This window comes from Curtobacterium sp. MCPF17_051, from assembly GCF_003234595.1.
GTDB lineage: Bacteria > Actinomycetota > Actinomycetes > Actinomycetales > Microbacteriaceae > Curtobacterium > Curtobacterium flaccumfaciens.
In genome coordinates this window covers 35,665-51,436 of sequence record NZ_QKSE01000016.1, presented here as the reverse complement: position 1 = coordinate 51,436, position 15,772 = coordinate 35,665, and the positions used below count along the sequence as shown (strand labels likewise).

At 72.3% G+C, this 15,772-nt stretch carries 17 protein-coding genes; 8 read left to right on the top strand and 9 right to left on the bottom strand.

The window, feature by feature from the left end; translation table 11 throughout:
• Nucleotides 1–41: 41 nt before the first annotated feature.
• Together DEJ35_RS17355 and DEJ35_RS13230 are read right to left on the bottom strand one after the other, a co-directional pair.
• A complete protein-coding gene (locus DEJ35_RS17355; RefSeq protein WP_181420139.1) occupies nucleotides 42–188 on the bottom strand; it encodes a hypothetical protein in 147 nt (48 codons plus the stop codon).
• Nucleotides 189–283: 95 nt separating this feature from the next.
• Complete coding sequence (locus tag DEJ35_RS13230; protein WP_111192909.1) at nucleotides 284–1,504, bottom strand: alcohol dehydrogenase catalytic domain-containing protein; 1,221 nt, start codon at nucleotides 1,502–1,504, stop codon at nucleotides 284–286.
• 123 nt (nucleotides 1,505–1,627) lie between these two features.
• Here DEJ35_RS13230 and DEJ35_RS13225 point away from each other — a divergent pair, with 123 nt between their 5' ends.
• Both DEJ35_RS13225 and DEJ35_RS13220 read left to right on the top strand, forming a co-directional pair.
• A complete protein-coding gene (locus DEJ35_RS13225; RefSeq protein ID WP_111192908.1) occupies nucleotides 1,628–1,966 on the top strand; it encodes a DUF3140 domain-containing protein in 339 nt (112 codons plus the stop codon).
• A 23-nt stretch (nucleotides 1,967–1,989) separates the two neighbouring features.
• The gene (locus tag DEJ35_RS13220; protein ID WP_146244801.1) at nucleotides 1,990–2,205 is read left to right on the top strand and encodes a hypothetical protein; all 216 of its coding nucleotides are present in this window, start codon (nucleotides 1,990–1,992) and stop codon (nucleotides 2,203–2,205) included.
• A gap of 55 nt (nucleotides 2,206–2,260) precedes the next feature.
• Here the strand turns inward: DEJ35_RS13220 and DEJ35_RS13215 are convergent, their stop codons facing one another.
• Together DEJ35_RS13215 and DEJ35_RS13210 are read right to left on the bottom strand one after the other, a co-directional pair.
• Entirely contained in the window at nucleotides 2,261–3,112 is an 852-nt protein-coding gene (locus tag DEJ35_RS13215) for a family 16 glycosylhydrolase (RefSeq protein WP_181435582.1), read from the bottom strand.
• Nucleotides 3,113–3,237: 125 nt separating this feature from the next.
• A complete protein-coding gene (locus tag DEJ35_RS13210) occupies nucleotides 3,238–3,498 on the bottom strand; it encodes a hypothetical protein (protein ID WP_110862190.1) in 261 nt (86 codons plus the stop codon).
• A gap of 75 nt (nucleotides 3,499–3,573) precedes the next feature.
• Between DEJ35_RS13210 and DEJ35_RS13205 the strand changes: the two genes are divergently transcribed.
• Nucleotides 3,574–4,533 carry an SDR family oxidoreductase gene (locus DEJ35_RS13205; RefSeq protein ID WP_110862192.1) on the top strand — a complete coding sequence of 320 codons (960 nt, stop codon included), beginning with the start codon at nucleotides 3,574–3,576 and terminating at the stop codon, nucleotides 4,531–4,533.
• A gap of 202 nt (nucleotides 4,534–4,735) precedes the next feature.
• Here DEJ35_RS13205 and DEJ35_RS13200 read toward each other — a convergent pair whose 3' ends face one another.
• Nucleotides 4,736–5,962, bottom strand: a complete 1,227-nt coding sequence (locus DEJ35_RS13200; RefSeq protein ID WP_111192906.1) for a cobalamin-independent methionine synthase II family protein — start codon at nucleotides 5,960–5,962, stop codon at nucleotides 4,736–4,738.
• A gap of 151 nt (nucleotides 5,963–6,113) precedes the next feature.
• On the opposite strand from DEJ35_RS13200, the gene DEJ35_RS13195 reads away from it, so the two are divergent.
• Both DEJ35_RS13195 and DEJ35_RS13190 read left to right on the top strand, forming a co-directional pair.
• Nucleotides 6,114–6,968, top strand: a complete 855-nt coding sequence (locus tag DEJ35_RS13195) for a DUF1684 domain-containing protein (protein ID WP_220036900.1) — start codon at nucleotides 6,114–6,116, stop codon at nucleotides 6,966–6,968.
• A 68-nt stretch (nucleotides 6,969–7,036) separates the two neighbouring features.
• Nucleotides 7,037–8,059 (top strand): transporter, encoded by a 1,023-nt coding sequence (locus DEJ35_RS13190; RefSeq protein ID WP_110862197.1) that lies wholly within the window; start codon nucleotides 7,037–7,039, stop codon nucleotides 8,057–8,059.
• A gap of 69 nt (nucleotides 8,060–8,128) precedes the next feature.
• Here DEJ35_RS13190 and DEJ35_RS13185 read toward each other — a convergent pair whose 3' ends face one another.
• Nucleotides 8,129–8,689, bottom strand: coding sequence for a histidine phosphatase family protein (locus DEJ35_RS13185; protein ID WP_111192905.1), 561 nt, complete (start codon nucleotides 8,687–8,689; stop codon nucleotides 8,129–8,131).
• Between the two features lie 143 nt (nucleotides 8,690–8,832).
• On the opposite strand from DEJ35_RS13185, the gene DEJ35_RS13180 reads away from it, so the two are divergent.
• Genes DEJ35_RS13180 through DEJ35_RS13170 form a run of 3 tightly spaced genes read left to right on the top strand, consistent with a single transcriptional unit; the run spans nucleotide 8,833 to nucleotide 12,574 of the window.
• Complete coding sequence (locus DEJ35_RS13180) at nucleotides 8,833–10,047, top strand: LLM class flavin-dependent oxidoreductase (RefSeq protein ID WP_111192904.1); 1,215 nt, start codon at nucleotides 8,833–8,835, stop codon at nucleotides 10,045–10,047.
• Nucleotides 10,044–11,435 carry an NtaA/DmoA family FMN-dependent monooxygenase gene (locus DEJ35_RS13175; protein WP_111192903.1) on the top strand — a complete coding sequence of 464 codons (1,392 nt, stop codon included), beginning with the start codon at nucleotides 10,044–10,046 and terminating at the stop codon, nucleotides 11,433–11,435. The genes DEJ35_RS13180 and DEJ35_RS13175 overlap by 4 nt, the downstream gene beginning before the upstream one ends.
• Complete coding sequence (locus DEJ35_RS13170) at nucleotides 11,432–12,574, top strand: LLM class flavin-dependent oxidoreductase (RefSeq protein WP_110862205.1); 1,143 nt, start codon at nucleotides 11,432–11,434, stop codon at nucleotides 12,572–12,574. The genes DEJ35_RS13175 and DEJ35_RS13170 overlap by 4 nt, the downstream gene beginning before the upstream one ends.
• Nucleotides 12,575–12,715: 141 nt before the next feature.
• On the opposite strand, the gene DEJ35_RS13165 is transcribed toward DEJ35_RS13170, so the two are convergent.
• Genes DEJ35_RS13165 through DEJ35_RS13155 form a run of 3 tightly spaced genes read right to left on the bottom strand, consistent with a single transcriptional unit; the run spans nucleotide 12,716 to nucleotide 15,662 of the window.
• Nucleotides 12,716–13,732: a transporter substrate-binding domain-containing protein gene (locus DEJ35_RS13165; protein WP_110862207.1), complete on the bottom strand. Its 1,017-nt coding sequence runs from the start codon at nucleotides 13,730–13,732 to the stop codon at nucleotides 12,716–12,718.
• A 44-nt stretch (nucleotides 13,733–13,776) separates the two neighbouring features.
• Nucleotides 13,777–14,550: an amino acid ABC transporter ATP-binding protein gene (locus DEJ35_RS13160; protein WP_110862209.1), complete on the bottom strand. Its 774-nt coding sequence runs from the start codon at nucleotides 14,548–14,550 to the stop codon at nucleotides 13,777–13,779.
• Nucleotides 14,550–15,662, bottom strand: a complete 1,113-nt coding sequence (locus DEJ35_RS13155) for an amino acid ABC transporter permease (RefSeq protein WP_110862211.1) — start codon at nucleotides 15,660–15,662, stop codon at nucleotides 14,550–14,552. Before DEJ35_RS13155 ends, DEJ35_RS13160 begins: the two co-directional genes overlap by 1 nt.
• Between the last annotated feature and the right edge of the window lie 110 nt (nucleotides 15,663–15,772).

Below are 15,772 nucleotides of genomic sequence, written 5' to 3'. Positions count from 1 at the left end.
GCGAGGGTCCGGGCGGTGGGTGCCCCCGCTCCGCTGGTGGGTCAGTCGGTGTGGTTGATCTGGCCGAGCCAGCGGCCGAAGGACGGGGTGCGCTCGTCGTGCAGGCTGGGCAGGACGGGCTTCGGCAGGCAGGCGCGCTCGTCGGTGACGGTTCCGGCGCCGGTGCTCTTGTGGAGGTCGAGGCTCATGGTGGGCTCCTTCGTGGTCGGTGCAGAGTTCGACACCGGGCGGGGACGTTCCATTCCCACCCGGTGTCGTCGCGGTCCGGTGCAGCGCGTTCCGGTCAGGAGGTGCCGAGCTCGACCTTGATCCAGCCGGGTTCGCGCCGGTCGAACGCCTCGTAGGCACCGATCGCGTCGGTGATCGGCTCGTGCTCGGTGATCAGGGCCGTCGGGTCGAACTGTCCGGCGGCCACCATGTCGATCAGCGGCGGGGTGACGGAGTGGTGGTCGCAGTTCCCCATCCGCACGGTCAGGTTCTTGAGCATCGCCTCGCCGATCGGGTAGTGCTCGGCCGTGGGTCCGTACACCCCGATGATCCCGATGCGGCCGTACTTCGCCACGCTCGAGACCGCCCAGCGAGCCACCTGCGAGGGGCCGTCACCGGGCTTCCACTGCTGCTGCTCACCGAAGCCGTCGGGTGCGGCATCGGGCGCGACCGCGGCCACCTCGGCGTCGAACGCCTCCGCCTGGTCCTGGTCGACCGCCGCCGGGCCGCGCTTCGGGCGTTCGGCGTCCACGCCGACTGCGTCGATCACGCAGTCCGCGCCGATGCCGTCGGTCAGCGACATGATCGTCTCGACCGGGTCTTCGGCGTTGTAGTCGACGACCTCGCAGTGCTGGGCGAGCGCGGCGGCGAGCCGGGTCTCCTCGCCGTCGACGACGATGACGCGGGCCGCGCCCTGCTTGTACGCCGAGGCTGCCGCGAACTGTCCGACGATCCCGGCGCCGAACACCACCACGACGTCACCGCGCGTGACGCCCGCGAGCTCCGCGCCGAACCACCCCGTGGGGAAGATGTCGGACAGCAGGATCGCCTGCTCGTCGGAGACGGTGTCCGGGAGCGGGTGCATGGTGTTGCGGGCGCACGGGACGCGGACGTACTCCGCCTGCATGCCGTCGACCGGTCCGGTCGAGGCGGGGCCGCCGAAGAACGCGGTGCCTGCCTGCGGTCCGTTGCTGTTCGAGCGGTCGCACTGGGCGGTCCTGCCCATCCGGCAGTACCGGCAGGCACCGCAGGACACGGTGGAGTTGATCACGACGCGGTCGCCGGGGCTGAAGCCGCGCACCGCGTCCCCGACCTCGGTGACGACGCCGACGGCCTCGTGGCCGAGGATCGTGCCCTCGACCATCGGTGCCATGGTGCCGCGGACGAAGTGCAGATCGGTGCCGCAGATGGCACTGCGGGTGATCCGGACGATCGCGTCCTCCGGGTCCTGGATGGTCGGCTGCGGGACCTCGTCGAGCCGGATGTCGCCGATGCCGTGCCACACGACTGCGCGCATGTGATGCCTCTTCCTGTTCGGGTGCGGGGTTCGCAGGGTCAGGAAACGCGTGAGGGGCTGGGCACGGTCGGAGCCGCGTCCGTCCTGCGCAGTCGTCCAGCACCGCCGGGTTGGCTCGACCGCATGAGCGAGCACGACGACGAGCAGACCCGGGCCGACTTCGACGACGCGGTGAACATGACCGCCACCGAGCTGCGGAAGTGGCTCGACACCGACGAATCGAAGGCCGTCGGGCAGAAGCCCTCTGGCGGGGGCGAATCGACCGGGCACGAGAGCGGTCGGCACATCATCCGGATACTCGAGAAGCACCGGGCCGACCGCACCGACGACGACCTGGCGCACATGCGGAAGGTCGTCGGCTACGTCGCCCGGCACTCGGAGCAGCGGCCCGAGGGCGACGTGCACGACACCCCCTGGCGGTACTCGCTCATGAACTGGGGCCACGACCCGGAGAAGCACTGACGGCATCGGGCAGAATGGGTGGCGTGAACGAGACGGGCATGCCGCGCTTCCGACGGATCTGGTCGACCGTGCAGGTCGGTGTCCTCGCGGTCGCCGTCGCGTTCTGCGTCGTGATGCTCGTGATCGGGCAGGGCAAGCTCGACCGGGTCTACGCGGTCGCCGCGGTGTTCTTCGGACTCGCCCTGGTCGGGCACAGCACCTACCTGTGGCTCGTCGCCCGGGCGAACCGCCGTCCCTGACGCGGACGAGCGCGGCCTGACGGGGACGAGCCCGGTCACGGCGTGGGCGACCCGGCTAGCCGTTCTGGTGGACCCGCAGCCAGTCGACCGTCATCTGCTGCGGGAACCGCGTCGAGGCGTCGGGCGATCCCGGCCAGTTCCCGCCGACCGCGACGTTGAGGATCACGAAGAACGGCTTGTCGAACACCCACGGGGCGGAGCCGACGTCGGCCCGGGTGACCGTCCGGTACGCGACACCGTCGACCGTCCAGGTGATGGAGCCGGGGCGCCAGTCGACCCCGTACACGTGGAATTCGTCGGCGAACGCTGCTCCGGACGGAGCCGTGTACGCCGCCGAGATGCCCTGGGCGCCTGAGTACCCGGGCCCGTGCACCGTGCCGTGCACGATCCCCGGCTCGTACCCGACGTTCTCCATCACGTCGATCTCCCCGCACGCCGGCCACCCGACCCGCCCGATGTCCGCGCCGAGCATCCAGAACGCCGGCCAGATGCCCTGGCCGCGGGGGATGCGGATCCGCGCCTCGATGCGGCCGTACTGCGCGGTGTAGGTGCTCTCGGACTTCAGCCGGGCCGACGAGTACGAGCCGTCGGCCTCGCGGCGTGCGGTGATGACGAGGTTGCCGGCACCGTCGAGCGCCGCGTTCCGCCGCGAGTCCGTGTAGGTCTGCAACTCGGCGTTGCCCCAGCCGCCGGCACCCAGGTCGTACCGCCAGATCCCCGGGTTCGGCGCGCTGCCGGCCGGGCCGTCGAACTCGTCGGCGGCGAGCAGCACGGGGGCGGCAGCCGCCGCCGTGGTCGCCGCCTGCGCCGACCCGTCCGCGCCGATCGCGGTCGCGCCGAGGGCGGTCGTCGCGGCTCCGGCGAGTCCGAGCGTCATGAAGCGCCGTCGATCGATGTGCTGGTCCATGTCGTGCTCCCTGCAGCGCGATGGTGGTGTGGTCGTCGGATCATGCACCATCCGGACGAGTCAGACCAGGGCCGCACCGTGATTGATCCGCCCCGCGCACACCGCAGCCGGCGCCGACGGACCCGTCAGCCGAAGCGCATCGCCAGCGGCACGAGCAGTCCCGCGACCCAGACGAGCACCATCACGAGGGCCCCGACCGCGATGAGTCGTCGGCGACGCCGCAGCTTCGGGCTCCGCTCCTCGCCCCACATCTGCGCACGGACCAGTACCCGGTTCGCCTGCTCGACGACCTTCCGCACCTCGGGGTCGTCGACGTCGAGGGCACCGGAGCGGGCGTGCTCGGCGATGACCGCGGCTTCGTCGACGGTCAAGTCGTCCTTGCGCATGCTCCATCTTCGCACCGCGTGCAGGGGTACGACCCGGCTGTGCGGGAACGGACCACGGCCGGGTACCAAGGACACATGGGACATCGGTACCGCGGGAAGATCGTCGTCATCACCGGAGCATCGAGCGGCATCGGGAGGGCCGCCGCACACGAGTTCGCTCGCCAGGGCGCCACGCTCGTGCTCGCCGCACGCGGGCAGGACTCGCTCGAGGCCGCAGCCGCCGAGTGCCGGAAGCTCGGCGCCGAGGCGACCGCGATCCCGACGGACGTCGCCGACGAGCACCAGGTCAAGGACCTCATCGGCACGGTGACGACCCGCTTCGGTCGCATCGACGTCTTCGTCGGCAACGCGGCCCTGTTCGTCTACGGCCTGTTCGAGCAGACCCCCACCGAGGCGTTCAAGCGCGTCGTCGACACGAACCTGTACGGGCACCTCAACGCCATCACGCACCTGCTGCCGCACTGGAAGCAGCGCGGGAAGGGCACCTACGTGCTCGTCGGCTCGATCCAGTCCCTGCTCTCGGCGCCCTACCAGTCGGCGTACGTGACGAGCAAGCACGCGGCCCTCGGCCTGGTCGACGTGCTCGGCGACGAGTTCGCGGGCACCGGCATCCGGTTCACCGCGCTGCTGCCGTCCACGATCGACACCCCGATCTACCAGAACGGTGCCAACTACACCGGCAAGACCTCGCACCCGCTGCCGCCCACCGTCTCGGTCGAGCGGGCCGGCCGTGCCGTCGTGCAGGCCGCCACGCACCCCAAGCGCTACCGCTTCGTCGGACGGATCCAGGCCTCGCTCGTGCCGCTGCAGTACGTGTTCCCGGGCCTGTTCCACAAGATCACGAAGCCGATGGTGGAGACGTTCGCGCTCCGTGGCGAGGGCGCCCCGACCGACGGGAACCTCTACGCCCCCGCCGACGCCGCGAACGCGACGAACGGCGGCTGGGTCGCGAAGCGTCGGCGCGTCACGCGCCCCGTGCTGTGGGCCGGAGCGCTCGTCGCGGTCGCGGCCGTCGCCCTGGGCCGACGCCGCTGACGGACGGGAGGCACGGTGCCAACCCGCACCGTGCCTCCCGTCCGTCCGTGCGTGCGTCCGAACCCGCGCGTACCTGCACGAAACGGGCGTACCTGCACGAAACGGGCGTACCTCCCCGAAACGGGCGTACCTCCCGTGTTCTTCGTGGCAGGTACGCCCGATCTCGCCAGGTACCGCAGCCGTTCTGGGAAGGAACGGGCGGCTAGAACAGCTTCGCGCTCGCGCGCCGGGCACCCTCACCGAGGGACTCGAGCTTCGCCGCGGCGATCTGCGGGTGCACGCGGCCGCCGAGCCCGCAGTCGGTGCCGGCGATGACGCGCTCACGCCCGACCACCGAGGCGAACCGCTCGATGCGCTGCGCGACGAGGTCGGGGTGCTCGACAACGTTCGTCGCGTGGCCGACGACACCGGGGACGATGACCTTGCCCTCGGGCAGGGTGACGTCCTGCCAGACGGTCCACTCGTGCTCGTGGCGGGCGTTCGCGGCCTCGAACGAGTACGCGCCGGCGTCGATGTCGAGCATCAGGTCGACGATGTGGCGGAGTTCGATGTCGGTGGTGTGCGGGCCGTGCCAGGAACCCCAGCACAGGTGGAAGCGCACGCGGCTGGTGTCGAGGCCCCGCAGCGCGTGGTTGAGCGCCTCGACACGGATGCGGGTGAAGGCGCGGTAGTCCTCGATGCTCGGCTCGGGGTTGATCTGGTCCCAGTTCTCGGCGATCGAGGGGTCGTCGATCTGCAGCACGAGGCCGGCGTCGAGGATCGTCGTGTACTCCTCGCGCAGGGCGTCGGCCCACGCCCAGATGTGTTCTTCCTCCGTCGCGTAGTACTCGTTCGCGATGCGGGCGGCGGAGCCGGGGGAGAGCGCCGTGATGAAGCCGTTGTCCGCGCCGGCGGCCTCGACCGCGTGCTTGAGGTTCGCGGCGTCGGTGGCCGCGGCCTCGTGGCCGGTGTAGGTGATCGGGCCGGTGGTCGTCGGGAACGCGGTGGCGTTCTTGCCCGTGCCGATGCCCGACTCGGGGTCGGTGTAGGCGTCGTGGAAGATCGTCCAGTCGCGGCGGTCCGGGAAGCTCGTGAGCCGGATGTTCCCCGGGGTCGAGCGGACCGGCTTCTGCGAGAAGATGTTCTCGTCGGTCAGGCTCAGGCCGCTGACGCGCTGGAACGAGTACCCCCACCAGGCGCCGTAGTCGACGCTGTTCGACATCGCCTTGCCGAACTCGCCGTCGCCGGGCTGCGTGATGCCGAGCGCGGTCTGCCGGGCGACGACGTCGTCGACGGCCGCGCTCGTCAGGGCCCGGACCTCGTCGGTGGTCTCGAGCGTGAAGCCGTCGGCGGCCACGGGCCGTGCGGCGTTCGCGGCGATGAGCTCCGGGGTGCGGGGGAGCGATCCGGCGGTGGTGGCCTGGATGCGGTCGGTGTTCTCGAAGGGCATGCGCTGCCTTCCTCTCGATGAGTGCGGACTGTCGGGAGTCGGGGGCCGCGCGCGAGGCTTCGCGGTGCGCTGCAGTGCCACTCTCCCACGAGGGGTCGGACCCGTTACGTTCCGCGTCGCGCCCCCGGTCCGCGCGTCGTACGGTCGACCCATGAGCACGACGACCCCGGCGAACGCGACCACCCCGACCACCACGACCCCGACCACCACGACCGCACCGACCTTCGCCGAGTCGTGGACCACGTGGCACGACGACCACGAGCAGGCCCGGGCGAGCGAGCACGGGTTCCTCGCGATCACCAGCATCCGTTGGCTCACCGCCACGCCGGAACGGTTCGAGGACGCACCGGGCAGCTGGTCGACGGACGAGGACGGCCCGGTGGTCGCACTGGCCGAGGACGAGACGATCGAGGTCGACGGGCAGCAGGTCACCGGGACGCACCGGTTCGGCCCGCTGCCCGAGCGCTCGAGCACGAACGTGGTGTGGCGCGACGGCGACGAGACCGTGGTGATCGAGGTCGCGCGGCGAGGCGGCAGCGACCTGCTGCGCCCGCGGCACCCGTCGAACCCGACCCGCGTCGGCTACCACGGCACCCCGGCGTACGCCCCCGCTGAGCACTTCGTCGTGGACGCGCACTTCGAGCCGTTCGACACTCCGCGCGAGGTCACCGTGGGCAGCGTCGTCGACGGCTTGCTGCACGTGTACGAGGCCCCCGGCGTCCTGACGTTCGACCTCGACGGGCCGCGGTCGCTCCTGGCGTTCAACGGGCACGCCGGCGGCCTGCACGTGCTGTTCACCGACCGCACGAGCGGAGTCACGACGTACGCGGCGAACCGGAGTCTCGACATCGCCGCACCGGATGCCGACGGTGCCACCCGCATCGACTTCAACCGGTCGACGAACCTGCCGTGCGCGTACACCCCGCACGCGACCTGCCCGCTGCCGCCCGCCGAGAACCGGCTCGACGTGGCGATCGAGGCGGGCGAGCAACTGCCCGCAGCCTGACCGCGGAGCACGCACGGCCCCCGGGCGCGCACCGGGGCAGCCGACACGTCCGGAAGAATGGGGGAGCCATGCCACGACCCACCTCCCGCATCCCGCTCAACACCCTCGCCGTCCCGTTCGGCCTCGCCGGCTTCGCCGAGACGTGGTCGTACGCCGCCCCCGTGCTGCACCTGCCCGCCGTGGTGCCGCAGGTGTTCTGGGCGATCGCCGCCGTCGCGTCGGTGTGGCTGCTCGGGGCGCACGCCGTCCGGGGCGCACGCGTCGGGGAACGGCTCGTCGACCAGCTCCGCCACCCGGCGCAGGGGCCGATCGCCGCGCTCGTGCCCGCGACCGCGATGCTGCTCGGCGTCGACCTGGCGCGGTTCGCCCCCGTCGCCGGGCAGGTCGTCGTGCTCGCCGCCGTGGCCACCGCGGCCGGGTTCGCCGCCTGGCTGCTGAGCACCTGGTTCGAGGGCCGGCTCGCCCTGGAGTCCGTGCACGGCGGCTACCTGCTGCCGACCGTCGCCGCGGCCCTGGTCGCCTCGGTCGCCACGCACGAGGTCGGCGTCGGTTGGCTCTCCTGGCCGGCCCTCGGCGTCGGTGTGTTCTTCTGGGGCGTCATGACCGGCCTGCTGCTCATCCGGCTGGCGTTCCGACCGGCGCTGCCGGGGCCGCTCGTGCCGACGATGGCGATCCTGGTCGCGCCGCCGGCGGTCGCCACCCTGTCGGTGTTCGCCCTCACCGACGGAGCGGTCACCCTGCCCGTGCAGGCCATCGCGGGGCTCGGCGTCCTGATGGTCCTCGTGCAGCTGGCCCTGCTGCCGCGGTACGTCCGCCTGGCGTTCTCGCTCGGGTTCTGGTCGTTCGTGTTCCCGGCCGCCGCGGTCGCCACCGCTTCGGTGGAGTGGTTCCGGGCACTCGCGCTGCCGTCCGCCTGGATCCCCACCGCCGTGTTGTTGGCGCTGCTGAGCGTGCTCGTCGCGGTCGTCGGTGCCCGTTCGATCGGCCTCGCCGTGCACCACCTGCTCGGACAGGCCGAGCGGACCCTGCACGACGCCGACGACGAGGACGCCGCCCCCGGCCCCGTGACGGGCGCGACGCGCGTGGTCTGACGAGCGGGGCGCTCGGGCCGCGCAGGCGACGGACGGGAGGCCCGTGGCGGCCCCGCCCCGCGCCTCCCGTCAGGTCGCGGGGACGCGTCTCCAGCCGCTGGTCGCCCGCCAGGCGGGCGCGTCGAAGCGGAAGACGCTGCCCATGCCGGGCTGGTCGAGGGCGCGCGTGATCGGGACGCCGCGCAGGTGGGCCAGGAGCAGCGCGCCGACCGCACCGTGCGAAACGATCATGACGTCGCCGGTGGCGCAGTGCCGGCGCACGGCCGCGACGATGCGCTCCTGGGCGTCGACCGCCCGCTCCCAGCCGCGGACCGACTGCTCGGGTCGGGCGAAGAACGCGTCGACGACGGCCTCGAACTCGGACGGCGGCAGGTAGCCGGTCGCGCTCCGGTCGATCTCGCCCAGCAGTGGGTCGTGCTCGACCGGCAGTCCGACGGCGCTGGCGAGCAGGTCGGCGGTCTCGACGGCCTTGCGCTCGGTGCTCGAGACGATCCGCCGGGAGCCCGGCGTCCACGCGAGCCGGTGTGCGGCGGCGGCCCGGACGCGGCCCTCGGGCGACAGCCCCCACGACTCGATCGGGACCGCGGGGTCGACCACCACTTCAGCGTGGGTCAGGAACGACGAGACCATCCGGCGATCCTCGCACGGCGCGAGGTGCGCACCGAGCGACGCCGCCGTGCGGCCCGCCCCCGCCGCGCGTCACACGGCGACACCGTCGGTCACGTTCCGCAACACCGCTTCGCCGCCCGGCCGAACCGTCCTAGCGTCGCCCCATGACCGTGCCCGACCGCATCACCCTCGTCACCGCGCTGCAGGGCGCCGGCTGGCATCCCGCCGCCTGGCGCGCCGCCGGCTCGGCAGCGCACCGGCTCACGAGCCTCCGGCACTGGCGCGACGTCGTCGTCGAGCAGGACCGGCTCGGAGTCGACGCCGTCACCCTCGAGGACTCGTTCACCGCCGGCCCCACCGACCCCGACGGCGGCCTCGACACGTCGACCGTCGTCGGCCGCCTCGACGCGCTCCTCGTCGCGAACGCGGTCGCCCCCGCGACCCGCGCGATCGGTCTGGTGCCGACCGTCTCGGTGACGCACACCGAACCGTTCCACGTCGCCACGGGCCTCCAGACCCTCGACCACGTCTCGCTGGGGCGAGCCGGGTGGCGGATCCAGGTGAGCCCGACGACCCGCGAGGCCGCGCTGTTCGGCCGCCGACCCGGCGGCGGCGACGCGGCCACGCTGTTCGACGAGGCCCGCGAGGTCGCCGAAGCCGTCTCCCGCCTCTGGGACAGCTGGGACGACGACGCGATCATCCGCGACGTCACGACCGGCCGCTTCATCGACCGCGACCGCATCCACAACGCTGCGTTCTCCGGTTCGTTCGTCTCGGTGCACGGCGCGTCGATCGTGCCGCGGTCGCCGCAGGGGCGGCCGCCGGTGTTCGCGCTGGCACACCGCGCCGACGCGGCCGCGTTCGCCGTGGACGCTGCGGACGTCGTGCTGGTCACGCCCGGCTTCGACGGCAGGGAGGCGCGGGAAGCGTTGGCACTCGTCCGTGACGCCGAGCAGGCGGCCGGATCCGACCTCCGTCGTCCCGTCCTCGCCGACCTCGCGGTGCTCATCGGGTCGTCACCGGCCGCCGCCGCCGACGAGCTCGCCGCGCTCGACGCGGCCGCTGGCGCCCCGTACGCCGTCGGTGCGGGGTCGGACACGTCCGTCCTCGCGACGACGGTGCCGGAACTCGTGTCGCTGATCGCGGACCTGCGGGCCCTCGGGTACGCCGGCGTCCGGCTCCGTCCGCTGCGCATCCCGGTCGACAGCACCGCCATCGCGCGGCAGCTCGTCCCGGCGCTCGTCACCGCGGGGCTCCGCGCCGACGTGGCATCCCGTCCCACCGCCGACCTGCGCACGCGGCTCGGCATCGCGCCGGCGGTCAGCCGGTACGCGCGTCGGTCCTCCACCCATTCTGTTCCTTCGGGGGTCTCAGCATGAACGCCAAGCGTCAGGTCCACCTCGCCGCCCACTTCCCGGGCGTCAACAACACCACGCTCTGGAGTGACGACCGCGCCGAGAGCCAGATCGCGTTCTCGTCGTTCGAGCACTTCGCCCGGAACGCCGAGCGCGGGTTCTTCGACTTCCTGTTCCTCGCCGAGGGGCTGCGGTTGCGCGAGCAGAAGGGACGCATCCACGACCTCGACGTCGTCGGGCGCCCGAACACGCTCGCGATCCTCGCGGCGCTGGCCGGGGTCACCGACCACATCGGGCTCGTCGGCACCCTGCAGACGACGTTCAACGAGCCGGTGGAGCTCGCGAAGCAGCTCGCCACGCTCGACCACCTGACCGACGGTCGCGCCGGCTGGAACGTCGTGACGAGCTCGGACGCGTTCCACGGTGCGAACTTCCGCCGTGGCGGGTTCCTCGACCACGCCGACCGGTACACGCGGGCCGCCGAGTTCGTGGAGCTGTCGCGCGAACTCTGGGACTCGTGGGAGGAGGACGCCGTCGTGGCCTCGGCCGCCGGGCCGGGCGCCGCCGGGGCCCTGGCCGCCGGGGCCTTCGCCGACCGCTCCCGCATCCACGACGTCGACCACCACGGCCCGCAGTTCGACGTGACCGGCACGTTCCCGGTGCCGCGCAGTCCCCAGCGGCACCCGGTGATCGTGCAGGCCGGCGACTCCGACGAGGGCCGCGACCTCGCCGCCGCGAACGCCGAGGTCATCTTCTCGCTGCACACCGAGTTCGACGACGCACAGCGCTTCTACGGCGACGTCACCGAGCGCCTGGAGCGGGTCGGGCGGTCGAAGGACGAGCTGCTGATCCTGCCCGGCGCGACGTTCGTGCTCGGTGACACGGCGGACGAGGCCGAGGAACGTTCCCGGGCGATCCGCCGCGCCCAGGTGAGTCCGGCGACCGCGATCGCGTTCCTCGAGCAGGTGTGGAACCGCGACCTGACGTCGTACGACGTCGACGGGCCGTTGCCCTCGGTCGACCCGGACCTCGAGGGCGCCGACATCACCCGTGGCCGCGTCCGTCACACCCGCGACGTGCCCGCGCTGGTGCAGTCGTGGCGCGACCTCGCCGCGGCCGAACACCTGTCGATCCGTGACCTGGTCATCCGGGTCTCGACCCGCGGCGGCTTCGTCGGCACGCCCGCGCACATCGCCGCCGAGATCGACCGGTACGTGCAGGAGCGCGCCACCGACGGCTTCGTCGTCGTGCCGCACACCAACCCGTACGGGCTCGACGAGTTCGTTGACCGGGTCGTCCCGCTGCTGCAGGAGCGCGGCGTGTACCGGCAGTCGTACGACGAGGGGGCGACGCTCCGGCAGACGCTCGACCTTCCCGGACGGGTCCTCGACCGGCAGCGGGTGCTCGCATGAGCCGGGTCCCGCTCTCCGTCCTCGATCTCGTGCCGGTGAGCAGCGGGTCGACCCCCGCCGAGGCCCTGGCGAACACGGTCGACCTCGCACAGCGTGCCGAACGTGCCGGGTACGCCCGGTACTGGCTGGCCGAGCACCACCTGAACCCCGGGGTCGCCGGCAGCGCACCGACGATCGTCATCGGTGCGGTCGCCGCCGCCACCTCGACCATCCGGGTCGGCAGCGCCGCGACCCTGGTCGGCAACGTCCGCGGGTTGCAGATCGCCGAGACCTTCGGCACGCTCGCCGCGCTGTACGGTGCCCGGATCGACCTCGGGCTCGGCCGCTCAGGAGCGCCAGCACCCGGCACCCCGAAGCCGCCGTCGCTCGCCCCGCGGACCGACCAGGTCGTCGACGGCCTGCTCGTCCCCGCGCCGTTCGAGTTCCGCTTCGAGCCGGGCAGCCGGTTCGCCCTGCAGGGGGAGCTGCTCGGCCGGGTGCCGGGCGACGTCGACCGGTTCGCGGGCGAACTCGACCTGATCCGCGGCCTGTTCGCCGGCACGTGGTCGCGGGACGGCGCGCTGATCGAGGCCCCGCCGGCCGGGGGTGCCGCTGTCGAGCTGTGGATCCACGGCTCCACCGGCGGCGAGAGTGCCCGGATCGCCGCCGCGCTCGGGCTGCCGTACGGCGCGAACTACCACACGTCGCCCGGCACGGTCCTGGCGTCGGTGCAGGCCTACCGCGACGCGTTCCGCCCGGGTGTGCTCGACGCGCCGCACGTGATCGTGTCGGCCGACGTGCTCGTGGCGCCGACCGCGGCCGAGGCGGACGAGCTCGGGCTCGGGTACGCCGAGTGGGTGCACTCGATCCGCTCCGGCGTCGGGGCGATCGAGTACCCCACCCCGGACGAGGCTCGAGCGGTTCGGCTGCCGGACGATGCCGCCGCGTCGGTGGCGGACCGGCTCGCGACGAGGTTCGTCGGCGACCCGGCACACGTCGCGGAACGGCTCGAGACGCTCCGGCGGGTCACGGGAGCGGACGAGTTGCTCGTCACGACGATCGCGCACGACCACGAGGCCCGGGTGCGCTCCTACGAGCTGCTCGCCGCGGAGTGGGCGGCGCGTGTCGCCGAGGGGGAGTCCGCTCTGGCTGCCCGGTAGGTCGCTGCGTGTGCATGTTCCGACATCCCACCTGTCGTTCGACGGGTGGGATGTCGTTCGTTGCGCACACATCGGGTGCGTGTGCGAGAAACCGACGACACCCCCGCGACCACGACGGTCACGGGGGTGTCGCGGCACACCTCAGCTGTTGTCGAGCGGCAGACCCTCGGGGTTCACCTCGGACGTCTTCACGGCCTCGTTCGACAGGTTGTAGGCCGCGAGCCACTTCGCGTAGGTGCCGTCCTCGATGAGCTCGTTGATCGCGGCCGCGACGGGCTTCGCGATCCCGCTGCCCTGCTTCGTCGTCGCTGCGATGAGCCCCTGCAACGAGGAGCCGGCGCCGGAGTACGTGCCCGCGGTCTTCGTCGGCTTCGCGGTGCTCCCGCTCTGCGTGTTCTGGTAGGCGATCGTCGGGTTCGGGCCGAAGTAGGCGTCGATCTTGCCCGAGTCGAGCGCGAGCCTGACCGCGTTGCCGTCCGGGTAGTACTTGATCGTGAAGTCCTCGCCCTTCGCCCGGAGCTCCTCCTGCCACTCGAGCAGGATGTTCTCCTGGTTCGTGCCGGAACTCACGGACAGGGTCTTCCCGGCGAGCACGGACGGGTCGCCGTCGAAGCGCAGCGAGCTCGAGGCCAGCACCTGGAAGGCCAGGTTGTCCTGCCGGTACGAGGCGAAGTCGTACTTCTCCTTGCGCTGCTCGGTGACCGTGACGTTCGAGAAGCCGGCGTCGTACTTGCCGCTGTCGATGCCGACGAACAGGTTGTCCCACGTCGCGTTCTGCACGTCCGCGCGCAGCCCGAGCTTCGCGGCGACGAGTCGTCCGAGGTCGGGCTCCGAACCGGTGATCGTCTTCTGGTCGTCGCCCGTGAAGGCGAGTGGCGGGAACCCGGCGGGCAGGGCACCCACGCCGATGGTCAACTTGCCGGACTCCCGGACGGCGGCGGGGAGCGCGTCGTGCAGCTTCGTGTCCTCGGTGACCTCGAGGGTCGTCTCCTTCGCCGCACCGTTCGAGGCGGCGCCGATGGTGACGGAGCCGTCGGGTTCGCCGCTCGTGTCGGCGGAAGCGCCCGCCGAGCACCCGGCGAGGGCGACGACGACGCCGGCTGCGAGGACGAGGAAGCCGGCGCGGTTGCGCCAGCGGGACGGGGTGATCGTGGACATGGTTCTCCTTGGGGTGGGTGTGGGGTGCGTGCGGGGATCAGGGGTCAGCGGACACGGGACAGGAAGTCGCGCGTGCGGGTGTGCTGCGGGTGGTCGAGCACCCGGGCCGGCGGCCCCTGCTCGACGACCCGCCCGTGGTCGAGGAACACGACGTGGTCGGCGACCTCGCGGGCGAAGGCGATCTCGTGCGTGACGATGACGAGCGTCGTGCCCGTGTCCGCCAACCCCCGGATGACCCCGAGCACCTCGCCGACGAGCTCCGGGTCCAGCGCCGAGGTCGGCTCGTCGAGCAGGACCACCGACGGCTCGAGCGCCAGGGCCCGGGCGATGGCGACGCGCTGCTGCTGCCCGCCGGACAACTGCCGGGGGCGGGCCGAGCCGCGGTCGCCGAGTCCGACCCGATCGAGCAGGGTCCGTGCCCGCGCTCGGGCCGTGGTGACGGGGACCCCGGCGGCGATCGGCCCCTCGGCGACGTTCTCGAGCGCGGTGAGGTGCGGGAACAGGTTGAAGTGCTGGAACACGAAGCCGATCCGTGACCGCTGCCGCAGGATGTGCCGCTCGGGCAGCTCCTTCCAGCGGGGGACACCGTCGCGGCCGGTGCGCAGGCGGACACCGATGGGCTCGTCGCCGACGGTGACGATCCCGCGATCGAGCGGTTCGAGGTGGTTGATCGCCCGGAGCAGCGTGGACTTGCCGGAACCGGAGGGGCCGAGGACGACGGTCACGCTGCCGGACGGCAGCGACAGGTCGATGCCGTCGATGACGACGCTGTCCCCGAACGCCTTGACGGCCCCGTGGATGCTGATCGCTGCGCTCATCAGATGGTCCTGTCGTCGATGGTGGAACCGGGGCCGGACGCGACCACGCGCGCTGCGGAGGCGGCCTGCCGGGGGTGATCCGGGCCTCCAGGCCGTCCCGACCCACGTCCGGAAGCGCGACGCACGGCGGTGCGCACCCGCTGCCAGGGTGTCGGCGGCAGCGCCCGGACCGAGCCTCGGGCGGTCCACCGCTCGACGTGGTACTGCACGATCGACACCGCGCTGGTGAGCACGAGGTACCAGATCGTGGCGACGACGAGCAGCGGGATGATGTCCGTCGGGTAGGTGCTCGACAGGTTCTGCACCACGCCGAACAGGTCGAGCAGCGAGACGTAGAACAGCAGCGAAGAGGCCTTCAGCAGTCCGACGACCTGGTTGACGAACGCCGGCACGATCGACCGCAGCGCCTGCGGCAGGATCACCCGCACGAACTGGCGGCGGCGGGGGAGCCCCAGTGCCTGTGCGGCCTCGTGCTGCCCGTGGTCGACGGCGAGCACGCCGGCGCGGACGATCTCCGACGCGTAGGCGATCTCGCTGAGGCTCAGCCCGATCACGCCGATCGCCAGGTCGCCGAGGACGTTGGCGGTCGGCACCTGGAACTGGGGCCCGAAGGGGATGCCGATGCCGATGGTCGGGTACAGCGACCCGAGATTGTACAGGAAGACGAGCACCAGGATGAGCGGCACCGACCGGAACAGCCAGACGTACCCCCAGGCGAGCCCGGACAGCACGGGGTTCCGCGACAGCCGTGCGATCGCGACGACCACACCGCCGGCGAAACTGATCACCGCGCTCAGCGCCGTCGCCGTCAGCGTCAGCTGCAGTCCGGTCAGGACGGCGGGGCTGAACAGCCACTTGCCGACGGCGGGCCAGCCCCACTGCTCGTTGGTGAACAGCGTCTCGACGAAGTTCAGCAGCACCACGAGCACGAGGGCCGCGGCGATCCACCGCATCGGGTGGCGCAGCGGCACGACGGGGCGGTCGAGTGCGGCGTGTCCGGCCGCGACGATGGTCGCGGACGTCGGCCTGGAGGCGCGTCCCGCCTCGGGCGGTCGACCCCCGTCGTCGACGCTGGTCGCCTCCCGCTGCGGGGCCCTGGTGGTGTCGGTCATGTCGCGACCGTAGGAGGCCTGGGCGGCGCCGACAACGGGTCGCGCAACACCCCGCCACGCGACGCAACACCCGGCCATCCGGCGCAACGCGGCGTCACAGAACGGTGTCC